Annotated in this window: 15 protein-coding genes and 2 pseudogenes; 4 read left to right on the top strand and 13 right to left on the bottom strand. The window is 74.5% G+C overall.

The features are described from left to right. Together ACQEVS_RS06855 and ACQEVS_RS06860 are read right to left on the bottom strand one after the other, a co-directional pair. A complete protein-coding gene (locus tag ACQEVS_RS06855; RefSeq protein WP_433016621.1) occupies nt 1-921 on the bottom strand; it encodes a hypothetical protein in 921 nt (306 codons plus the stop codon). Continuing rightward, nucleotides 918-2168 carry a glycosyltransferase family 4 protein gene (locus tag ACQEVS_RS06860; protein ID WP_433016624.1) on the bottom strand — a complete coding sequence of 417 codons (1251 nt, stop codon included), beginning with the start codon at nt 2166-2168 and terminating at the stop codon, nt 918-920. Before ACQEVS_RS06860 ends, ACQEVS_RS06855 begins: the two co-directional genes overlap by 4 nt. A gap of 270 nt (nt 2169-2438) precedes the next feature. On the opposite strand from ACQEVS_RS06860, the gene ACQEVS_RS06865 reads away from it, so the two are divergent. Both ACQEVS_RS06865 and ACQEVS_RS06870 read left to right on the top strand, forming a co-directional pair. After that, nucleotides 2439-3242, top strand: coding sequence for a hypothetical protein (locus tag ACQEVS_RS06865; protein ID WP_433016627.1), 804 nt, complete (start codon nt 2439-2441; stop codon nt 3240-3242). Nucleotides 3243-3529: 287 nt separating this feature from the next. Further along, nucleotides 3530-3868: a hypothetical protein gene (locus tag ACQEVS_RS06870; protein ID WP_433016630.1), complete on the top strand. Its 339-nt coding sequence runs from the start codon at nt 3530-3532 to the stop codon at nt 3866-3868. A gap of 300 nt (nt 3869-4168) precedes the next feature. Here ACQEVS_RS06870 and der read toward each other — a convergent pair whose 3' ends face one another. The 4 genes from der to ACQEVS_RS06890 all read right to left on the bottom strand — a co-directional run bounded on the left by der (nt 4169) and on the right by ACQEVS_RS06890 (nt 8301). Continuing rightward, entirely contained in the window at nt 4169-5629 is a 1461-nt protein-coding gene (gene der / locus ACQEVS_RS06875; RefSeq protein ID WP_433016633.1) for a ribosome biogenesis GTPase Der, read from the bottom strand. A 64-nt stretch (nt 5630-5693) separates the two neighbouring features. Further along, nucleotides 5694-6281: a lysophospholipid acyltransferase family protein gene (locus tag ACQEVS_RS06880; protein WP_433027325.1), complete on the bottom strand. Its 588-nt coding sequence runs from the start codon at nt 6279-6281 to the stop codon at nt 5694-5696. 50 nt (nt 6282-6331) lie between these two features. Continuing rightward, the gene (cmk, locus tag ACQEVS_RS06885; RefSeq protein WP_433016636.1) at nt 6332-7060 is read right to left on the bottom strand and encodes a (d)CMP kinase; all 729 of its coding nucleotides are present in this window, start codon (nt 7058-7060) and stop codon (nt 6332-6334) included. Between the two features lie 155 nt (nt 7061-7215). Further along, nucleotides 7216-8301 carry a prephenate dehydrogenase gene (locus ACQEVS_RS06890; protein WP_433016639.1) on the bottom strand — a complete coding sequence of 362 codons (1086 nt, stop codon included), beginning with the start codon at nt 8299-8301 and terminating at the stop codon, nt 7216-7218. A 256-nt stretch (nt 8302-8557) separates the two neighbouring features. Between ACQEVS_RS06890 and ACQEVS_RS06895 the strand changes: the two genes are divergently transcribed. Further along, nucleotides 8558-8920 (top strand): DUF952 domain-containing protein, encoded by a 363-nt coding sequence (locus ACQEVS_RS06895; RefSeq protein WP_433016642.1) that lies wholly within the window; start codon nt 8558-8560, stop codon nt 8918-8920. Nucleotides 8921-9235: 315 nt separating this feature from the next. Further along, nucleotides 9236-9934 (top strand): nucleotidyltransferase domain-containing protein, encoded by a 699-nt coding sequence (locus ACQEVS_RS06900; protein WP_433016645.1) that lies wholly within the window; start codon nt 9236-9238, stop codon nt 9932-9934. Nucleotides 9935-9997: 63 nt separating this feature from the next. Here ACQEVS_RS06900 and ACQEVS_RS06905 read toward each other — a convergent pair. From ACQEVS_RS06905 to ACQEVS_RS06935, 7 genes and pseudogenes are all read right to left on the bottom strand, one after another. Further along, nucleotides 9998-11223, bottom strand: a pseudogene (locus tag ACQEVS_RS06905) (pseudouridine synthase). Continuing rightward, nucleotides 11223-11789, bottom strand: coding sequence for an SMC-Scp complex subunit ScpB (gene scpB, locus ACQEVS_RS06910; RefSeq protein WP_433027328.1), 567 nt, complete (start codon nt 11787-11789; stop codon nt 11223-11225). Before scpB ends, ACQEVS_RS06905 begins: the two are co-directional and overlap by 1 nt. A gap of 80 nt (nt 11790-11869) precedes the next feature. Next, nucleotides 11870-12757 (bottom strand): segregation and condensation protein A, encoded by an 888-nt coding sequence (locus tag ACQEVS_RS06915; RefSeq protein ID WP_433016648.1) that lies wholly within the window; start codon nt 12755-12757, stop codon nt 11870-11872. 461 nt (nt 12758-13218) lie between these two features. Further along, nucleotides 13219-13767: a hypothetical protein gene (locus ACQEVS_RS06920; protein WP_433016651.1), complete on the bottom strand. Its 549-nt coding sequence runs from the start codon at nt 13765-13767 to the stop codon at nt 13219-13221. Continuing rightward, entirely contained in the window at nt 13752-14876 is a 1125-nt protein-coding gene (locus tag ACQEVS_RS06925) for a ParA family protein (protein ID WP_078588259.1), read from the bottom strand. Before ACQEVS_RS06925 ends, ACQEVS_RS06920 begins: the two co-directional genes overlap by 16 nt. Nucleotides 14877-15218: 342 nt before the next feature. Then, nucleotides 15219-16334, bottom strand: a complete 1116-nt coding sequence (gene ald, locus ACQEVS_RS06930; protein ID WP_004954062.1) for an alanine dehydrogenase — start codon at nt 16332-16334, stop codon at nt 15219-15221. 184 nt (nt 16335-16518) lie between these two features. Beyond that, nucleotides 16519-18629: pseudogene (locus tag ACQEVS_RS06935) on the bottom strand (tetratricopeptide repeat protein). Between the last annotated feature and the right edge of the window lie 171 nt (nt 18630-18800).

An 18800-nucleotide genomic window follows, 5' to 3' on the forward strand; every position in this document is an offset into this window, starting at 1 on the left:
TCAGGAGACCGGCGGCCGCTCGTCGACGCGGATCGCGAGGTCGTTGTCGGCCGTGTAGTACGGACCGGCCTGGGCGGGCGCGTAGGGGGCGTCGACCGGCTGCGCCGGGTAGACGAAGATCTGCTTCTTGTCCGCGACGTCGTCCAGCAGCCGCGCGATCCGGGCCTCCCCGGTCCCGTCCGCGCGCCGCAGCCACAGGTCCCAGGCGTCCGGCCCGCCCTCCCAGCGCTCGCACAGCTCCTGGTGGGCGATGGTGAACGAGAAGCCGTGACCCGCTGTCTCCAGCGGCACGGCGCACACCAGCTCCGGATCACGGCGGCAGCGGGCCTCGGCCACCGCGCCGGCCAGCCACTCCGCGGGGTCCTCGACGCGGTGCAGGGTGCCGTGGACCGTGACGCCCTTGGCGTCCAGCCCGAGGTCGCCCGCCTCCGCGTGCGGGGCGCGCTGCCAGCTGCGCAGCGAAAGATTGCCGTGCTTCGTGGCGTAGGGGATGCGCACGGTCAGCGGCGAGGTGCTCGGGCCGGGCCGGCGGTCGACCAGCGAGCGCAGGTCGGCGAGGCCGGGCAGCAGCCGCACCGGGTCCGCCTCGCCGGCGTCCACGTACACGTCCCAGCGGCCCTCGGGCAGCGGCACGGTGCTCGGCAGCACGGCCCGCAGCCGGCCGTCGCCGTTGGGGGTGAGCGGCAGGCGGACCTCATCGTCGGCGTTCTCGACGGCGTCGCCGCCCCGGCGGAGCAGCACCAGCGCCGCCGACCAGTGGCCGGAGGCGTCGGCCCCCTCGGGGGCGTCGAGGTCGAAGGTGAGTCCGCCCGCGGAATCCGCGATGCAGTCGGCGCGCGGCGCGGCAGACACGATGGTGAACTCCTCTGGGACGGGCGAGCCCGCGTTCGCGGGTCCGGCGGGGGTCGGGACGGGTGTCATGCGGCACGCACCCGGCGCAGCGCGGGGCGGACGGCGTCCTTGGTCCGCAGGGCGCCGCTCAGCAGGACGCCGCGGGTGCGGTGCAGGGAGCCGCGCAGCGCGCCGCGGCCGGTGAGCTCGGCGAAGAGCCGCTCGTAGCGGCCGGCGATCTCGGCGGGGTCGAAGCGGGCCGAGTTCTCCAGGGCGGCCCGGCCCATCCGGCGGCGCAGCTCGTCGTCGTTGATGAGCCTCAGCAGCCCGGCGGCGATGGCGTCCGTCTTGCCGACCGGCACCAGCAGGCCGTCGACACCGTTGTCGATGATCTCGCCGGGGCCGTGCGGGCAGTCCGTGGAGACCACGGGCAGGCCGCAGCGCATCGCCTCGACGATGGTCATCCCGAAGGACTCCAGGCTGGAGGTGACGGCGCCGATGGAGCCCTTGACCCACTCCGGGTCCAGGGGGTTCGCGGGGCCCATGAGGAAGACGTGGTTGTAGAGGCCGAGCTTGTCGATGAGGGCGCGCAGCTTGGCCTTCTCCGCGCCGCCGCCGTAGATCCGCAGCCGCCAGTCCGGGCGCTCGGCGACGACCTTGCCGAACGCCTTGATCAGCACGTCGTACCGCTTGGCGGGGGCCAGCCGGCCGGCCGCGACGACCCACTTGCCGGTGGAGTCGGCGGGGGTGACGACCGGGGCGGGGATGCTGTTGGGCACGGCCTCGACCCGTACCCCGGGGAGCCGCATCAGCTTGCGGTAGGTGGCCGCGTCCGCCTCGGTGACCGTGGTGACCGCGTCCAGCCGCGGGTAGTGGGTGCGCAGCGTCAGCTTCAGCGGCGCCGAGTGGGTGCTCAGCGTCAGGTGCTCCTGGCCGACCCGGGCGATGCCGCGCCGGGCCTGCTGGGCGATGTGCACGTTCAGGCCCGGGCGGGTGCCCACCACCACGTCGCAGTCCAGGGAGCGCAGGTGGTCGGCGATGCGCCGGTCGGTGAGGGCGCTGTACTGCTTGTAGCGGCCCTCGGTGGACGGGAAGACGGTCGCCGGACGCTCGTACTCCGGGTCGTTCCCCTCGTACCCCGGGCTGTCCTTCCGCAGATCCACGAGGTGGCGCAGCCGCACGCTGCCGGACGGCGCGAAGACGGGCTCGTCGCGGTGGCGGAACACCGAGACGATCTCCACGTCGTGGTGCTCGGCGAGCGTCCCCGCCAGGTTGAACGTGGTGCGGATGGTGCCGCCGATGCCGTAGGCATTGTGAATCAGGAATGAGATGTGCATTCGTCCCCGCAGCCGGTGTGCGTGCCTGATGGCCCGCCTCCTGAAGATTAGACCGTACTGACGATCAGGAGGTTGGCCCCGATCATCAACTCGATCTCGGAACGATGAGCATTCCATGACGGGGCCGGGTGTTTTCGGCCACCGTCCCCGATGCCGTGAAGCGCCCCGGCACAGGGCGTGACCCCGGCCGCGCGTCGTCCGTTGTCTTCGTGACGCGCCGGGAACCGCCCGGTGCGCGCGCAACCGCACCGGAAGTCCGAGGAGCCCCCCGTGCCTCGCATGCTCGACGTCAGCGACGAAGTACGCGCCGAGATCGGCGACGAAGAAGCGGACCGACTGCTCGGGGGCGACAACGCCCCGGGCACGTACGACTGCACCTCCTGCCGCACGCCCGGCGACAGCGAGCGGGAGCGCACCAGCACGGTGCTCTTCGTCGGGGAGGAGACGGCCGTCCTGGCCTTCGCACACGCCTCCTGCATCCCCTCGCAGGTGGTGCCGGTCTCCGAGGAGCAGCTCCAGGGCGCCGTCCGCTCCATCACCGGCGGCGACGCCGGGCAGCAGGGCGGGCAGGCCGGCGGGCAGCCCCCGGGCGACCTGCCGCTCCAGGCCGAACTGGGCGTCACCAGCGGCCTGCTGCTGATCAACGGGGAGGTGCAGCCGGCGCTCGTCGTCGAGCCGCTGGTCCCCATCGCCCGGCCGGGCACCACCGGCCCGGTCGACGTCTTCCTGGAGCTCCTCAACGAGCAGGGCTTCGCCCCCGTCACCGCCATCGACCAGCTGCCCGACCTCACCCCCGGCTGGTCGGTGCTGCTGGTGACGGGCCGGCTGCACGCCGTCCTCCAGCCGAACGTCAACGGGGGCCAGCCGGTGGCCTGGTGGCAGGCGCACCAGCCGATGCAGGTGGCCGAGGAGTGGCGGTCGGCGGTCAACAAGACCGGCCGGGTCCTGGTGTACGCGGCGCCCGTCGGCACGATCGGCCAGCAGCCGCGCGAGGACCTGCTCCGCGAGGCGCTGGACCGCGCGGCGGCTTCGGGGCGGCTGGTCGGCGCGGCGATGCCGCTCGCGGGCACCTGACCGGCAGACGCCCGGCCGCCGGTCGTACCGGTGGCGGTCGTACCAGTAGCGGTCGTACCGGTGGCCGGCGCACTGGCGGAAGCCGCACGGGCGGCGGCCGCACGAACGGCGGGCACGTGATCGACGGCGTGCGCCCCGCCGTGCACCCGGCGCACCCCCGTTTCCCCCGGTTCCCGCGTAACCCGGCGCGCTCCGCCCCGCATCCGAAGCGGCCCGGGGTCGTTGGCAGGGATGTGTACCCTTACGAACCCGCTTCCCGGACCTCGTACCAGAACTACATCCCCGGCATGCGCCCACCCCGCGAAGCCGATCGCGGCCGTACGGAGTCGGTGACCCCGATCTACGACGCCCTCTGCTCCGAGTACCGCCGGGCCTTCCGGACGCTCCCCGGCGACCGGGCGGGCGAGGAGGAGCTGGCGTTCAAGGGCTTCGGGCCCCAGCCGCAGCCCTACGGCGGCGGCACCGGCCAAGGCGGCTACTACGGCCGGCTCACCGGCCACTCCCCCTACCCCGGCCAGTCCGGCTGGACGGACGGCTGGGACGGCTACCCCGCCCAGGGCCGGGGCCGCACCGGCCTCCAGGCCCTCCCACCGGGCAATCCGGACGGGCGCCGGCGAGGCTACTGAACGCCCTGCCGGGCAGCGGGTCCCCGTCCTCATTCAGGAGCCGGGCGGGGCGACGGCCCTTCCGGCTCCTGCCACGACCTCCCGGGGGCGACCCCGGAACCGCGGCCGACCGACCGCACTCTCCGGGGCAGCCCCGGACCCGTGGGCCGGAACCTTTTCGCCCGACCGCCGCCTACTTCTTACGGCCGCGCTTCTCCCGCACCCGCACCGAGATGTGGATCGGCGTCCCCTCGAAGCCGGCTGCCTTCTCCCGGGGGCAACCCCCGAACCCCCGGCCACACACCCCCGCCCGACCGCCGCCTACTTCTTGCGACCGCGCTTCTCCCGCACCCGCACCGAAATGTGAATCGGCGTCCCCTCGAAGCCGAATTCCTCCCGCAGGCGCCGCTCGACGAAGCGCCGGTAGCCCGCCTCCAGGAAGCCGGAGGCGAAGAGGACGAACCGCGGCGGGCGGGTGCCCGCCTGGGTGCCGAAGAGGATGCGGGGCTGCTTGCCGCCGCGGATCGGGTGCGGGTGGCCCGCGACGAGCTCGCCGAGGAAGGCGTTGAGGCGCCCGGTGGGCACCCGGGTCTCCCAACCGGCGAGGGCGGTCTCCATGGCCGGGACGAGCTTCTCCATGTGCCGGCCGGTCTTCGCGGAGACGTTCACCCGCGGCGCCCAGGCGATCTGGCCGAGCTCGGTCTCGATCTCCCGCTCCAGGTAGAAGCGGCGCTCCTCGTCGAGGGTGTCCCACTTGTTGATCGCGAGCACCAGCGCACGCCCGGCCTCGACCGCCATGGTGACGATCCGCTGGTCCTGGACGCTGATGGACTCGCTCGCGTCGATGAGGACGACGGCCAGCTCGGCCTTCTCCACGGCGGCGGCGGTGCGCAGCGAGGCGTAGTAGTCGGCGCCCTCCTGGAGGTGGACGCGGCGCCGGATGCCGGCGGTGTCCACGAACTTCCAGGTCTTGCCGCCGAGCTCGATCAGCTCGTCGACCGGGTCACGGGTGGTGCCGGCCAGCTCGTTGACGACGACGCGCTCCTCGCCCGCCACCTTGTTCAGCATCGAGGACTTGCCGACGTTCGGGCGGCCGATCAGCGCGATCCGGCGGGGGCCGCCGACGGCGGCGCCGAAGGTCTGCGCCGGGGCCTCGGGCAGCGCCTCCAGGACGGCGTCCAGCATGTCGCCGGTGCCGCGGCCGTGCAGGGCGGAGACGGGGTGCGGCTCGCCGAGGCCCAGCGACCACAGGGCGGTGGCGTCGGCCTCGGCGGACGGGCCGTCGACCTTGTTGGCGCAGAGCACGACGGGCTTGCCGGCCCGGCGGAGCAGCTTGACGACGGCCTCGTCGGTGTCGGTGGCGCCGACCGCGGAGTCGACGACGAAGACGACCGCGTCGGCGGCCTCGATGGCGAACTCGGCCTGGGCGGCGACGGACGCGTCGATGCCGAGGACGTCCTGCTCCCAGCCGCCGGTGTCGACGACCTTGAAGCGGCGGCCCGCCCACTCGGCCTCGTAGGTGACGCGGTCGCGGGTGACGCCCGGGCGGTCCTCGACGACGGCCTCGCGGCGGCCGATGATGCGGTTCACCAGGGTCGACTTGCCGACGTTGGGACGGCCGACGACGGCGAGGACGGGCAGCGGGCCGTGACCGGCGGCGGCGAGCTCACTCTCGATCTCGTCGGCCCCGAAGCCCTCCAGAGCGGCGAGCTCCATGAACTCCGCGTACTCGGCGTCGCCAAGCTCACCGTGCTCGTCGCCGGTGTGGATCTGGTCGTTCATGGAGTCCGTTCCTCGTTCTTCTTCGTCGTCGGCGGCCCTGACGGGTCCGCTACTCAAGTTTCGTTCAGCGGCCGGTGAAGCGCTTGGCGTCCGCCAGGTGCGCGCTCAGCCGCCGCTGGATGCGTACGGTCGCCTCGTCCAGCGCCGTGCGCGTGCGCCGCCCGCTGCCGTCGCCGGCCTCGAAGGCGTCACCGAAGACGACGTCGACGCGGGTGCGCAGCGGCGGCAGGCCCCGGACCAGGCGGCCCTCGCGCTCGGCGCTGCCGAGGACGGCGACCGGGACGACGGGCGCCCCGGAGCGGACCGCGAAGTACGCCAGCCCGGCCCGCAGCGAGGCGAAGTCGCCCTCGCCCCGGGTGCCCTCGGGGAAGATCCCGAGGACTCCGCCGGCCGCGAGGACGTCCAGCGCGCCGGTGATCGCGGTCCGGTCGGCGCCGGAGCGGTCGACCTTCAGCTGGCCGATGCCGCGCAGGAAGGGGTCCAGCGGGCCGACGAACGCTTCCTTCTTGATCAGGAAGTGCACCGGCCGGGGCGCGGTCCCCATCAGCATCGGGCCGTCGAGGTTGTGGGAGTGGTTGACGGCCATGATGACCGGCCCCGCCGCGGGCACCCGCCAGGCGCCCAGCACGCGGGGCTTCCACAGCCCGTTCATCAGGCCGATGCCGATCCGTCTCCCGACGGCCGCACCGGCGGCGGAGGCGGTCACGCGGGCAGCGCCCCCGTGGACCGCTTCTCCTCCACCAGGGTGACCACGCACTCGATCACCTGGTCGAGCGTGAGCTCGGTGGTGTCGACCTCGACCGCGTCCCCGGCCTTGGCGAGCGGGGAGGTCTTGCGGCCGGAGTCGGCGGCGTCCCGCTTGATCAGGGCGGCCTGGGTGCCGGCCAGGTCGGCGGCTTCCTTGCCCTTGAGCTCACCGGCGCGGCGGGCGGCGCGGGCCTCCGGCGAGGCGGTGAGGAAGATCTTCAGGTCGGCGGCGGGGAGGACGGTGGTGCCGATGTCCCGGCCCTCGACGACGATGCCGTGCGGCGCCTCGGCGGCCATCGACCGCTGGAGCTCGGTGAGCCGGGTCCGCACCTCGGGCACCGCGCTGACGGCGCTGACCGCCGCGGTGACCTCCTGGGTACGGATCGGCTGGGCGGCGTCCAGGCCATCGACCGTGATGGTGGGCGCGGACGGGTCGGTGCCGGAGACGAGGTCGGGCTTGCCCGCGGCGGCGGCCACGGCCGCGGCGTCGTTCACGTCGACGCCGTTGCTCAGCATCCACCAGGTGATCGCCCGGTACTGGGCGCCGGTGTCCAGGTAGCGGAGGCCGAGCTTGGCGGCGACGGCCTTCGAGGTGCTGGACTTGCCCGTGCCGGAGGGGCCGTCGATGGCGACGATGACTGCTGCCGGTGCGGTCCGGGCGGCGGTTTCCACGGTGTCTGACACCTTCCTCGTGCACGGCGGCGGGTCGTCGCTGCCTGGCTGGGCCCGTTGGGGGCTCACCCAAGGTTACTGGCTCGCCGGAGCGGCCCGTACAGCCGCGCTCCCCGGCCCCCGCCCGCAGGCTGTCCGGCCGCCGGCTACTGGCTACTGGCTACTGGCTACTGGCGCAGCGACCAGCCGCGCTCCCGGAGGGTGTCCGCGAGGCCGTCGGCGGCCTTCGGCTCGACCATCAGCTGGATCAGGCCGCTCTGCCGGCCGGTGGCGTGCTCGATGCGCACGTCCTCGATGTTGACGCCGGCCCGGCCCGCGTCGGCGAAGATCCGGGCCAGCTCGCCCGGCTGGTCGCCGATGAGGACGGTCACCGTCTCGTACGCGGCCGGGGCCGAGCCGTGCTTGCCGGGAACACGGGCCCGGCCGGTGTTGCCGCGGCGCAGCACGTCCTCCAGGCCCGCCGCCGCCTCCTCGTCGGCGGAGTCGCCCGCGCTGTCGAGGGCGCGCAGGGCCCGTACCGTCCCTTCCAGGTCGGTGGCGACGGCGGCGAGGACGTCCGCGACCGGGCCCGGGTTGGCGGCGAGGATCTCCAGCCACATGCGGGGGTCGGAGGCGGCGATCCGGGTCACGTCCCGGATGCCCTGGCCGCACAGCCGGACGGCCGTCTCGTCGGCCTCCGCCAGCCGGGCGGCGACCATGCTGGAGACGAGCTGCGGGGTGTGCGAGACGAGCGCGACGGCCCGGTCGTGGGCGTCGGCGTCCATGACGACGGGGACGGCCCGGCAGTGGGAGACCAGTTCGAGGGCGATGTTGAGGACCTCGGTGTCGGTCTCCCGGGTCGGGGTCAGCACCCAGGGACGGCCCTCGAACAGGTCGGCGGAGGCGGCCATCGGGCCCGAGCGCTCCCGGCCCGCCATGGGGTGGGTGCCCAGGTAGCCGGAGAGGTCGCAGCCCAGCGCCTCCAGCTCCCGGCGCGGGCCGCCCTTGACGCTGGCGACGTCGAGGTAGGCGCGGCCCCGGCCGGCCCCGATCGCTTCCGCGAGGGTGGCGGCGATGTGCGCGGGGGGCACGGCGACGACGACGAGGTCGCAGCGGCCCTCCGGCTCCGCCTCGGTGCCGGCGCCCCGGGCGGCGGCCATCCTGGCCCGGTCGGGGTCGTGGTCGCTGAGGTGGACCCGGACCCCCCGGCCCGCCAGGGCGAGCGCGGCGGAGGTGCCGATCAGTCCGGTGCCGATGACGAGGGCGGTTCTCACGGGCGGGTCCTTGCGCAGGGCCGCGGCGGAGCCCGGTGCACTCGGGCGGCTCCGGTCGCGGGACGGGCGGTCACGACGGGCGCGGGGAGCCCGGCCCGGCCCGGTGAACTCCGGGGCGCGCCCCGGCGGCGTCCGGACGGCCCCCGCGGGCCCAGCCTAGGGCGTCCCCGGCCGGGCCGGGCGCGGGGCCGCCGGACGTACCCCGCGCGGAGCGGGCCGCCGGGACTGCGGCGGCCCCTTCGGGTAGAAGGGGGGCATGATCTTTCACGTGGTTCCCCTGGACGACTGGCTCGCCGTCCCCGACCGCCCCTTCGCCCCCGCCTCCCTCGACGAGGAGGGCTTCGTGCACTGCTCCCCCGACGAGGAGACGACGCTCGCCGTGGCCTCCGCGTTCTACCGGGACGTCAAGGGGCCGCTGATGGCGCTGCTGATCGACGAGCACAAGCTGGGCGTCCTGGTCCGCTGGGAGGCCGCCGACCCGGCCCCACCGCCCGGCACCGCGCCGGGCACGCTGTTCCCGCACGTCTACGGGCGGATCAACCGGGACGCGGTCGAGGGGATGATGGAGATCGAGCGGGACGAGGACGGGCGGGCGGTGGGCCTGGCGGTGTGGTCGTAGGCGGCCGGGGGACGGTCGCGGTCCGCGCGGCGGCCGGGGTGGCCGGGTGATCGGGTGGCTGGGTGACCGGGTGGCCGGGTGACTTCCGGAGCGGCGGGAACGGCCGGGGTGGCCGGGGCGGCGGGAACGGCCGGCGCGGCCGGGGCGGCGGGTCCTCGTGGCCGGCTGACCGGAGTGACGGGAACGGGCCGGGATGACGGGACGGCGAGTCCGGACAACGGCTCCGGACGGCGAGTCCCCCCGGCGCGGCCCGGCGGCGCGGCCCGGCGGAAATCCCGGTGACACCACCCGGCAACCCGGGGCAGGATCGCGGCCATGCACCCGGACCCGGCCGCGGAGGCCCACCGGCTCGTCGCCCGGCACACGGTCTACTCCTGTGTGATGGGCTCCCGCGCCTTCGGGCTGGCGACGGAGGCGAGCGACACCGACCGGCGTGGCGTATACGCCGCGCCGGCCGCCCTGTTCTGGCGGTTCGAGAAGCCGCCGGCGCACGTCGAGGGGCCGGCCGAGGAGCAGTTCTCGTGGGAGCTGGAGCGGTTCTGCGAGCTGGCGCTGCGCGGCAACCCGAACATCCTGGAGTGCCTCCACTCGCCGCTCGTGGAGCACGCCGACGCCACCGGCCGGGAGCTGCTGTCGCTGCGCGCGGCCTTCCTCTCCCGGCTGGTCCACCGCTCGTTCACGGGATACGCGGACTCGCAGCGGGCGAAGCTCGACGCGAGCGCGCGGAAGCACGGCGCCCCGCGCTGGAAGCACGCGATGCACCTGCTGCGGCTGCTGGCGAGCGCCCGCGACCTGCTGCGCGACGGCGCCCTCGTCCTGGACGTGGGCGCCGAACGGGAGCGGCTGCTGGCCGTGCGGCGGGGCGAGGTGCCGTGGCCGGAGGTGGGGCGGCGGATCGCCCGGCTGCGCGACGAGGCGGACGCGGCGGCGGCGCGGACGCCGCTGCCCGCGGAGCCGGACCGGGCACGGGTGGAGGACTTCCTGATCCGCGTCCGGCGCGCCTCGGTGGGCTGAGGCGCCCGCCGAGGAGGGGAGGAGGGGACCCGGAAGACCCGGACGCCCCTCCCCGTCCGCGGTCTAGAGCTCGACCTCGCGCATCAGCATGCCCACCTCGGTGTTGGTGAGCCGCCGCAGCCAGCCGGACTTCTGGTCGCCCAGGGCGATCGGCCCGAACGAGGTGCGGACGAGCTTCTCGACCGGGAAGCCCGCCTCGGCCAGCATCCGGCGCACGATGTGCTTGCGGCCCTCGTGCAGGGTGACCTCGACCAGGTAGTTCTTGCCGGTCTGCTGGATGACCCGGAAGTCGTCGGCGCGCGCGTAGCCGTCCTCCAGCTCGATGCCGCTCTTCAGCCGCTTGCCGATGTCGCGCGGCAGCGGCCCGGTGATGGCGGCCAGGTAGGTCTTCTGGACGCCGTAGCGGGGGTGCGTGAGGCGGTGGGCCAGCTCACCGTGGTTGGTGAGCAGGATGATGCCCTCGGTCTCCGTGTCGAGGCGGCCGACGTGGAACAGCCGGGTCTCGCGGTTGGTGACGTAGTCGCCGAGGCACTGGCGGCCGTCCGGGTCCTCCATGGTGGAGACGACGCCGGCCGGCTTGTTGAGCGCGAAGAACAGGTACGACTGGGTGGCGACGGTCAGGCCGTCCACCTTGATCTCGTCCTTCTCGGGGTCGACGCGCAGCCCCTGCTCGGTGACGATCTGCCCGTTGACCTCGACGCGGGCCTGCTCGATCAGCTCCTCGCAGGCGCGGCGGGAGCCCATGCCGGCCCGGGCCAGCACCTTCTGCAGGCGCTCGCCCTCCTGCTCGCCGAACGTCTTCGGCAGCTTGACCTGGGGCTTGTTGTGCCGCTCCCGGTTGCGCTCCTCGATCTTGGCGTCGAGCTCGCGCGGGCGCGCCGGGGCCGTCCGCCGGCCGTCGCCGGCCGCCGGGCTGCGGCGCGGGCCGCCCTTGGCGCCGCCGCGGGCCGAGGCGCCCCGGCCGGAGGACGGGCCGCTCCCGCGCCCGGCGTCGGGGCCGACGTCGTAACGGCGCTCCTCCGGGCGCGGACGGCGCGGGCGCTGCTCCGGCCGCCGCTCGTCGCGCCGGCCGTCCTGCCGGTCGTCGCGACGCTCGTAGCGTCCACCCTCGGAGCGCCCGCCCTCGGAGCGGCCGGCGTCGTAGCGCCCGCCGCCGGAGCGGCCGCCGCCCGCACGCCCGCCGCCGGAGGACGGGCGGGGGACCCGCCGCTCCGGCCGCCGCCGCTTCGGCCGCCGCCGCCCCGGTTGTCCCGGTTGCCGCTTCCGCTGTTCCTGCCGCTGCTTCGCATCAAAGTTCCGTCTTGTCGTCCGCTTCGGTGTCCGGGGCGTCCGGATCGAACGACGGGACCCCCTCCTGGGAGTCGCCCTCGACCGCGTCCGCCTCCGGGAGGAACGGTGCGAGCTCGGGAAGCTCGTCCAGACCGCGCAGGCCCATCCGCTCCAGGAAATAGTTCGTCGTCCTGTACAGGATCGCACCTGTTTCGGGTTCCGTCCCCGTCTCCTCCACGAGGCCCCGCTGGAGGAGGGTGCGCATGACGCCGTCGCAGTTCACCCCGCGAACCGCGGAGACCCGCGAACGGCTGACCGGCTGACGGTACGCGACGACGGCCAGGGTCTCCAACGCGGCCTGCGTCAGCCGGGCCTGCTGCCCGTCGAGGACGAACGCCTCGACCGCGTCCGCGTAGGCGGCCCGGCTGAAGAACCGCCACCCGCCGCCGACCTCCCGCAGCTCGAAACCACGGCCCTGCGCGGTGTACTCGTCGGCCAGCGCGCGCAGGCTGGCGGCGATGTCGCGGCGCGGGCGTTCGAGGATCCGGGCGAGGTGCTCCTCGGTGACGGGCTCGTCGACGACCATGAGGACGGCCTCGAGGGCGGGCCCGAGGGGCAGCGCGCCCACGACGCCGGTCGTACCGCTGTCCGTACTGCTGCCGGTGCTCACTCCGCCGCCTCCTCTTCTTCGGGTTCCCGGTCGAACTCATCGGTGACCACAGGTGTGCCGCCGTCCGTCCCCGTCCAGCGGACGGTCAGTGTCCCCAGTGCCTCTTCCTGGTCGAGGGCGACGGCCCGCTCCCGGTAAAGCTCCAGGAGCGCGAGGAAGCGGGCGACGACGGTGAGGTCGTCCGCAGCGTCGGCGGTCAGGTCCGCGAAGGTGGCCTCGCCCGCCTCCCGCAGCCTGGCGACCACCACCTCGGCCTGCTCCCGGACGCTCACCAGCGGCGCGTGGATGTGGTCCACGTACACCTGCGGCGCGGGCTTCGGCTGCATCGCCTTCACCGCGAGCGCGGCGAACCGTTCCGGCCCGATCCCGAGCACGACCTCAGGCAGCAGCTCCGCGAACCGCGCCTCCAGACCGACGGTACGCGGGTGACGGCGGCCCTCGGTGGCCATCCGCTCCTCGAGGATCGCCGCGATCCGCTTGTACGCGCGGTACTGCAGCAGCCGGGCGAAGAGCAGGTCCCGCGCTTCGAGCAGGGCGAGGTCGCCCTCGTCCTCCACCTCGGCGGCGGGCAGCAGCCGGGCGGCCTTGAGGTCCAGCAGCGTGGACGCGACGACGAGGAACTCGGTCGTCTGATCGAGGTCGAAGTCGGGGCCCATGGCGCGGAGGTGCGCCATGAACTCGTCGGTGACCTGGGAGAGGGCCACTTCGGTGACGTCGAGCTTGTGCTTGGCGATGAGCTGGAGGAGGAGGTCGAAGGGGCCTTCGAAGTTGTCGAGGTGCAGCGTGAAGCGGCTGCTGTCGGGGTGGGTTCTTCCCCGGCCCCGCCCCTTCCCGAAACCGTGGGCTCCGCCCCCGGCCCCCGACGCGACGGCCGCCGTCACCATCGCCGCCCGACACCGGTACGGCCGGGGCAGCGCCCGACACCGGTACGGCCGGGGCAGCGCCCGACACCGGTACGGCCGGGGCAGCGCCCCCCTCGCGGCGGAGCCGCTCGGGGGGTCGGGGGGCTTGCCCCCGGAAATGGGAAGGGGCGGGGTTGGGGAACGCTCCGCCTCGGGCGCCGTAGGCGCTCCGAGGGGCGTGGGGGCGGCCGGGCCGTCCGCCCCGGCCCCGGCCCTGACGCCGGTTGCGTCCACGGCCCCCGCCGCGGCGAAACCTTCCGCCTCCGGCGGGCCGGGCCGCGCGCCCGGCCCCCGGCCCAGCGGGCGGCGGGAAGGAGGCGGCGGCGAGGAGGCGGCGGTGGGCATGCGGGAGTGGTCCAGGGGAGCGAGATGATCCGGCGGCCCGTCGGGGCCGGTGCGGCGCGGGCGGGGGCCCGCCCGTGGCAGGTTAGCGGCGAAGTCGCTCAGCGACCGCGCAGGCGCCGCACGAGGATGCTCGCGTCGCCGCGCGCCTCGAGGTCGGCGAGGACGACGGCGACCGCCTCCCGCACGATTCGGCCGCGGTCCACCGCGAGCCCGTGCTCGCCGCGCAGCACCAGGCGGGCGTGCTCGAGGTCCATGAGCTCCTCGGCGGAGACGTAGACCGTGATCTTCTCGTCGTGGCGTTCCCGCCCGCTGGGCCGGCGGTTGGCGGCCCGCCCGCGGCGCCGGGGCGCGGCCGGCTCGGCGGCCCGGGAGGCGGCGGCGACACTTCGCGGCGCCGGGCGCTCGCGCCCGTCCGCGGCCAGCCGGCGCTCGGCGGCGTCCTGGTCGGCGGCCCCTTCGGGGGCGGGCGCGGCGGGCGCCGTGTCGGGCTCCGCGGCCGCCGGCCCGGGCACCCGCGCGGCGGCGGGGGCGGGAGCGCCGTCGGCGGGCGTCTTGGCCTGTCTGCGGGGGGCCGAGGACTGGAGCCCCACCCCTCCGGTGGTGCGGAACAGCTCGTCGGCGCCGGGCAGACTCACTCGGCGTGACACCGGGCGAGCACCTCCCTGGCGAGCTGGCGGTAGGCGGCGGCGCCCACGGAGTTGGAGGCGTACGTGGTGATGGGCTCGCCGGCGACGGTGGTCTCCGGGAAGCGGACGGTCCGGCCGATGACCGTGTGGTAGACGTGGTCGTCGAACGCCTCGACCACCCGTGCGAGCACCTCGCGGCTGTGCACGGTCCGCGAGTCGTACATCGTCGCGAGGATGCCGTCGAGCTCCAGCTCGGGGTTGAGCCGCTCCTGGACCTTCTCGATGGTCTCGGTGAGCAGGGCGACGCCGCGCAGGGCGAAGAACTCGCACTCCAGCGGGACGATGACCTTGTGAGCGGCCGTCAGGGCGTTCACCGTCAGCAGGCCCAGCGAAGGCTGGCAGTCGATCACGATGTAGTCGTAGTCGGCCATCAGCGGCTTGAGCGCGCGCTGGAGCGTGGACTCCCGGGCGACCTCGCTGACGAGCTGGACCTCGGCGGCGGACAGGTCGATGTTGCTGGGGAGCAGGTCCATGTTGGGCACCGCGGTCTTCAGCAGCACCTCGTCGGCCGACATCCCGCGCTCCATGAGCAGGTTGTAGACCGTCAGATCGAGCTCCATCGGGTTGACGCCCAGTCCGACGGAGAGCGCGCCCTGCGGGTCGAAGTCGACGAGCAGCACCCGGCGGCCGTACTCGGCCAGCGCGGCGCCCAGGTTGATGGTCGAGGTGGTCTTGCCGACCCCGCCCTTCTGGTTGCACATCGCGATGATCTTCGCCGGGCCGTGGTCGGTCAGCGGGCCCGGGATGGGGAAGTACGGCAGCGGGCGGCCGGTGGGACCGATGCGCTCGCGGCGCTGGCGGGCGGCGTCGGGGGCCAGGGTGGCCGCGTACTCCGGGTCGGGCTCGTACTCCGCGTCGGGGTCGTAGAAGTGCCCGTCGGGCACTTCCTCGTAGTCGGCGAGACGGGCGGGATCACCGCCGCGGTCGCCGGCCATGGCGTTCACGTGTAGACCGTCCATGCTCGGGTGGGCTGTCGTCATGCTCTGGATGTCCTGCTGTGCTGCGAAGGTCTGGACAGCGACGGAGCCGACAGCGTGGAGCCCCACGGGGCTCCGGCCCTGCGCAGGAATTCCTGGGTGACCACCCCCGGGAGCAAATGTCGACTCATTCACAAGTCGTCCTACCTCCTTGGTGACCAGGAAACATCTAGATAGGTCAGCGTGGCACCATGCCGACGGTCTGCGACTCTATGGCGTGTCGGCGGTCCGCAGCAACACAATCCGCCGGAGACGGCACGATGTGTCGGCAATCGAACACCCTTCTGTCAAGGGTGTTCGGGGTATCACCCGCAAGTTTTCCGAACGGTGGACGCCACGGGAAAACCGACCCGAATCCGGCACCAAACACGGCCGGCAGGGCCTTGCGGACAAGGCCCTGCCGGTGGTGATTCCCCTCAGGGGCGGTTTGACGCCTCAGCCGAGCAGCGCGCTCAGTTCGACGTGCGCAAGGCCGTGCGCCTCGGCGACGGGGCCGTAAACGACCTGTCCCTCATGGACGTTGAGGCCCTTGGCGAGCGCGGCGTCCCGGCTCAGCGCCTCCTGCCAGCCGCGGTTGGCCAGCTCCACGATGTAGGGCAGCGTGGCGTTGGTCAGCGCGTAGGTGGAGGTGTTCGGCACCGCGCCCGGCATGTTGGCGACGCAGTAGAACACGGAGTCGTGGACGGTGAAGGTCGGCTCCGCGTGGGTGGTCGGCTTCGAGTCCTCGAAGCAGCCGCCCTGGTCGATCGCAATGTCGACAAGTACACTTCCGGGCTTCATCTTGGCGACGAGCTCGTTGGTGACCAGCTTGGGGGCCTTGGCGCCCGGGATCAGGACGGCGCCGATGACGAGGTCGGCCTCGACGACGGCCTTCTCCAGCTCGTAGGCGTTGGAGACGATCGTCTGCACCTTGGTGCCGAAGACCTTGTCCGCCTCGCGCAGCTTGTTGATGTCCTTGTCGAGCAGGGTCACGTGGAAGCCCATGCCGACCGCGATCTGCGCCGCGTTCCAGCCGGAGACGCCGCCGCCGATGACGACGGCCTTGCCGGCCGCCGTGCCCGGGACGCCGCCCGGCAGCACGCCGCGGCCGCCGGCCGAGCGCATCAGGTGGTAGGCGCCGACCTGCGGGGCCAGCCGGCCCGCGACCTCGGACATCGGGGCGAGCAGCGGCAGCGCGCGGTTGGCGAGCTCGACGGTCTCGTAGGCGATGGCCGTGGTGCCCGACTCCAGCAGCGCGTCCGTGCACTCACGGGAGGCGGCCAGGTGCAGGTAGGTGAAGAGGGTCTGGCCCTTGCGGAGGCGGTGGTACTCCTCGGCGATCGGCTCCTTGACCTTCAGGAGCAGGTCGGCGGTGGCCCAGACCTCGTCGGCCGAGTCCAGGATGGCCGCGCCGGCGCCGGTGTACTCGGCGTCGGTGATGGAGGAGCCCAGACCGGCCCCCTTCTCCACGAAGACCTGGTGGCCGTTGCGCACCAGCTCGTGCACACCGGCGGGGGTGATGGCCACGCGGAACTCGTTGTTCTTGACCTCGCGGGGGATGCCGACCTTCACGTCGATCACGGTCCTTGAATCAGGGGTTTTCAGGCTAATCCGGAAATGCCACGGCATACCAGAGCAGACCGCGTCGACCGCGGCGCAACCAGTCTAATGAAGGATGTCGAGCTGTCTAGCCTTGCAAAGCAACAAACTTTTCTGGAACTGCCATCGGTTTCGCAGGTTACCCGGCGTGTACCCATCAGGCGTTCGGCTCAAGCCCTCCCGAGGGCCCGCCCGGGCCGGAACCGCTCCCCCCGGCCTCCTCCGCTTCGGCCTCCGCCGGCTCCCGGAGCAGCCCCTCCGCCGTCCGCCGCTGTGCCTCGGCGCCGGCCTGGTCGGCCAGCCGCTCCAGGGTGTCCGCCAGCCGCAGCCGGACGGCGGCCTCCAGCCGCCCGTCGCCGGCCCGCCGGGCGCCCTCCGCCGCCTCCAGACCGGTGCGCACCGCGTCCTGCGGCCGGCCGAGGTGCTCCAGCGCCACGGCGGCCTCGCTCAGCGCCCGCGCGTGCCCGGGCCGGTCGCGCAGCCGGCGGCAGGCGGCGGACGCGGCCCGCCAGGTGCGCAGCGCCTCGCCCCACTCCCCCGCCAGGGCGTGCACCGCGCCGAGCCGCCCGTACAGCCGTGCCTCGTCGGCGAGTTCACCGCGGGTGAGCCGCAGTTCCAGCGCCCGCCGGTACCAGTCGGTGGCCCGGGCCCAGTCCTCCAGCTCCTGGTAGGAGGCGGCGATCGACTCCATGGAACGGCTCGTCGCGTACGGGTCGCCGCACGCGCGCGCGGCGGCCAGCGCCTCCCGGTAGCGGTCGAGCGCCATCCGGACGCGTCCGGCTCCCGTGTCCAGGTCGCCCAGGTTGAGCAGGGCGGCGGACTTCTCCAGGGCCATCTCGCGGCGGTCGGCCACGTCCAGGACGAGCCGGTGCAGCCCGTACTGCTCGGGCCCGGCCTCCTCGGGGGCAGGTGGGCGGAGAGCGCCCGGGTCAGCGCGGAGACCAGGCGGCGGGCGAGGGTGTCCAGGCCGCCGTCCTCGACGGCCAGCCGGGCGGCGGCCAGCAGGGCGGGCAGCCGTGAGCGCAGCCACTCCTCGGCGACCCGCGCCGACGGGAAGCGCAGCGGCCGGGGCAGCTCGGCCACCCGGCGGCGGACGGAGGGGTCGGTCAGCTCGGCGGCGGCGCGGCAGGAGTGCAGCTGGCGGACGACCCGTTCGAGCATCCGGGCCCGGGCCAGCTCCACCTCGGCGGGCCGGTCCTGGGTCTCCAGCAGCGCCCTCAGCAGCGGGGCCAGGCAGCCGGGCACCTGGTACTGCGGGGGCAGCGCGGCGGGCTCCCCCGGCACGCCGTCGACGGGCACCGGCCGCAGCAGGCCGCGGGCGACGAAGTCGTCCAGCGCGGCCTGGGCGGCGGAGACCGAGCAGCCGGCCAGCGCGGAGGCGGTGTGCGCGTCGGCGGGACCGGCGGGGGCCAGCGCGAGCAGCCGCAGTATGCGGGCGTTCAGCGCGGGCAGCGCCTCGTAGGCGAGCCAGAGGGCGCGGGCCAGCGGGCGGCCCGTGGTGCCGTCGTGCCCCTCGGGGACGGGGAGTTCGCGCAGCCGCCGGGCCGCGTCGGCGACGGACATCTTGGGGTGGGCGGCCAGCCAGCCGCCGACCAGGACCAGCGCGGCGGGCTGCCCGGCGCACTCCTCGACGACGGCGCTGGCGGCCATCGGGTCACAGGTGATGCGGGTGGGACCGGCGAACCGCTCCAGGAGGTCGACGGCCGCGGTGGTCTCCAGGCCGCCGAGGGTGCACGGCCGGACGTCGGTGACGCCGGTCAGCGGCCCCCGGGCGACGGCGACGACCAGGCAGCCCGGTTCGTCGGGCAGCAGCGGCTCCACGGAGGCGGCGCCCGAGGCGTCGTCCAGGAGCAGCAGCACCCGGCGGCCGGCCAGGGCGGCCCGGAGGGCGGCGGTGAGCTCGTCCTCCTCGGCCCCGGCGGGCGCGGTGCCGGTGGCGCCGAGGTCGGCGAGGAGGGCGCGGGCGGTGCGGTCGGTGGGGACGGGGGTGCCGTCGGCGTCGGTGAGGCGCGCGCGGAGTACTCCGTCCGGGTAGTCCCGCTCCAGCCGCCGGGCCAGCTCCTCGGCGAGCGCGGTGCGCCCGGAACCGGGGCGTCCGGCGACGAGCAGGACCCGGCTGCGGGGCGGTTTGCGGCCGGAGAGGGTGTCCAGGCCGGTACGGGCGATGTCCGCCCGAAGCTCTTTCAGTTCCCGGTCGCGGCCGGTGAACAGGCCCGCGCCGGCGAGCGCGACGCCCGTCACGGGCGCGTCCGGCCGGCGCGGGCGCACGCCGGGGCCCACCCGCTCCGGGTGGACAGCCGTGAGGTTGTCGGTCTCCACGGGCCGAGCGTAGTTGAAACGCCCGCGCCCCCGCGGACGCCGGGCCCCGACTCGTACGACGATCGCCTTTTCGGCCCGGCATCCAGCCCGTTGGGGGTGCCCCCCTCTGGGGGAGTTCAA

Source organism: Streptomyces sp. CA-181903 (assembly GCF_050937075.1).
Classification (GTDB): domain Bacteria; phylum Actinomycetota; class Actinomycetes; order Streptomycetales; family Streptomycetaceae; genus Streptomyces.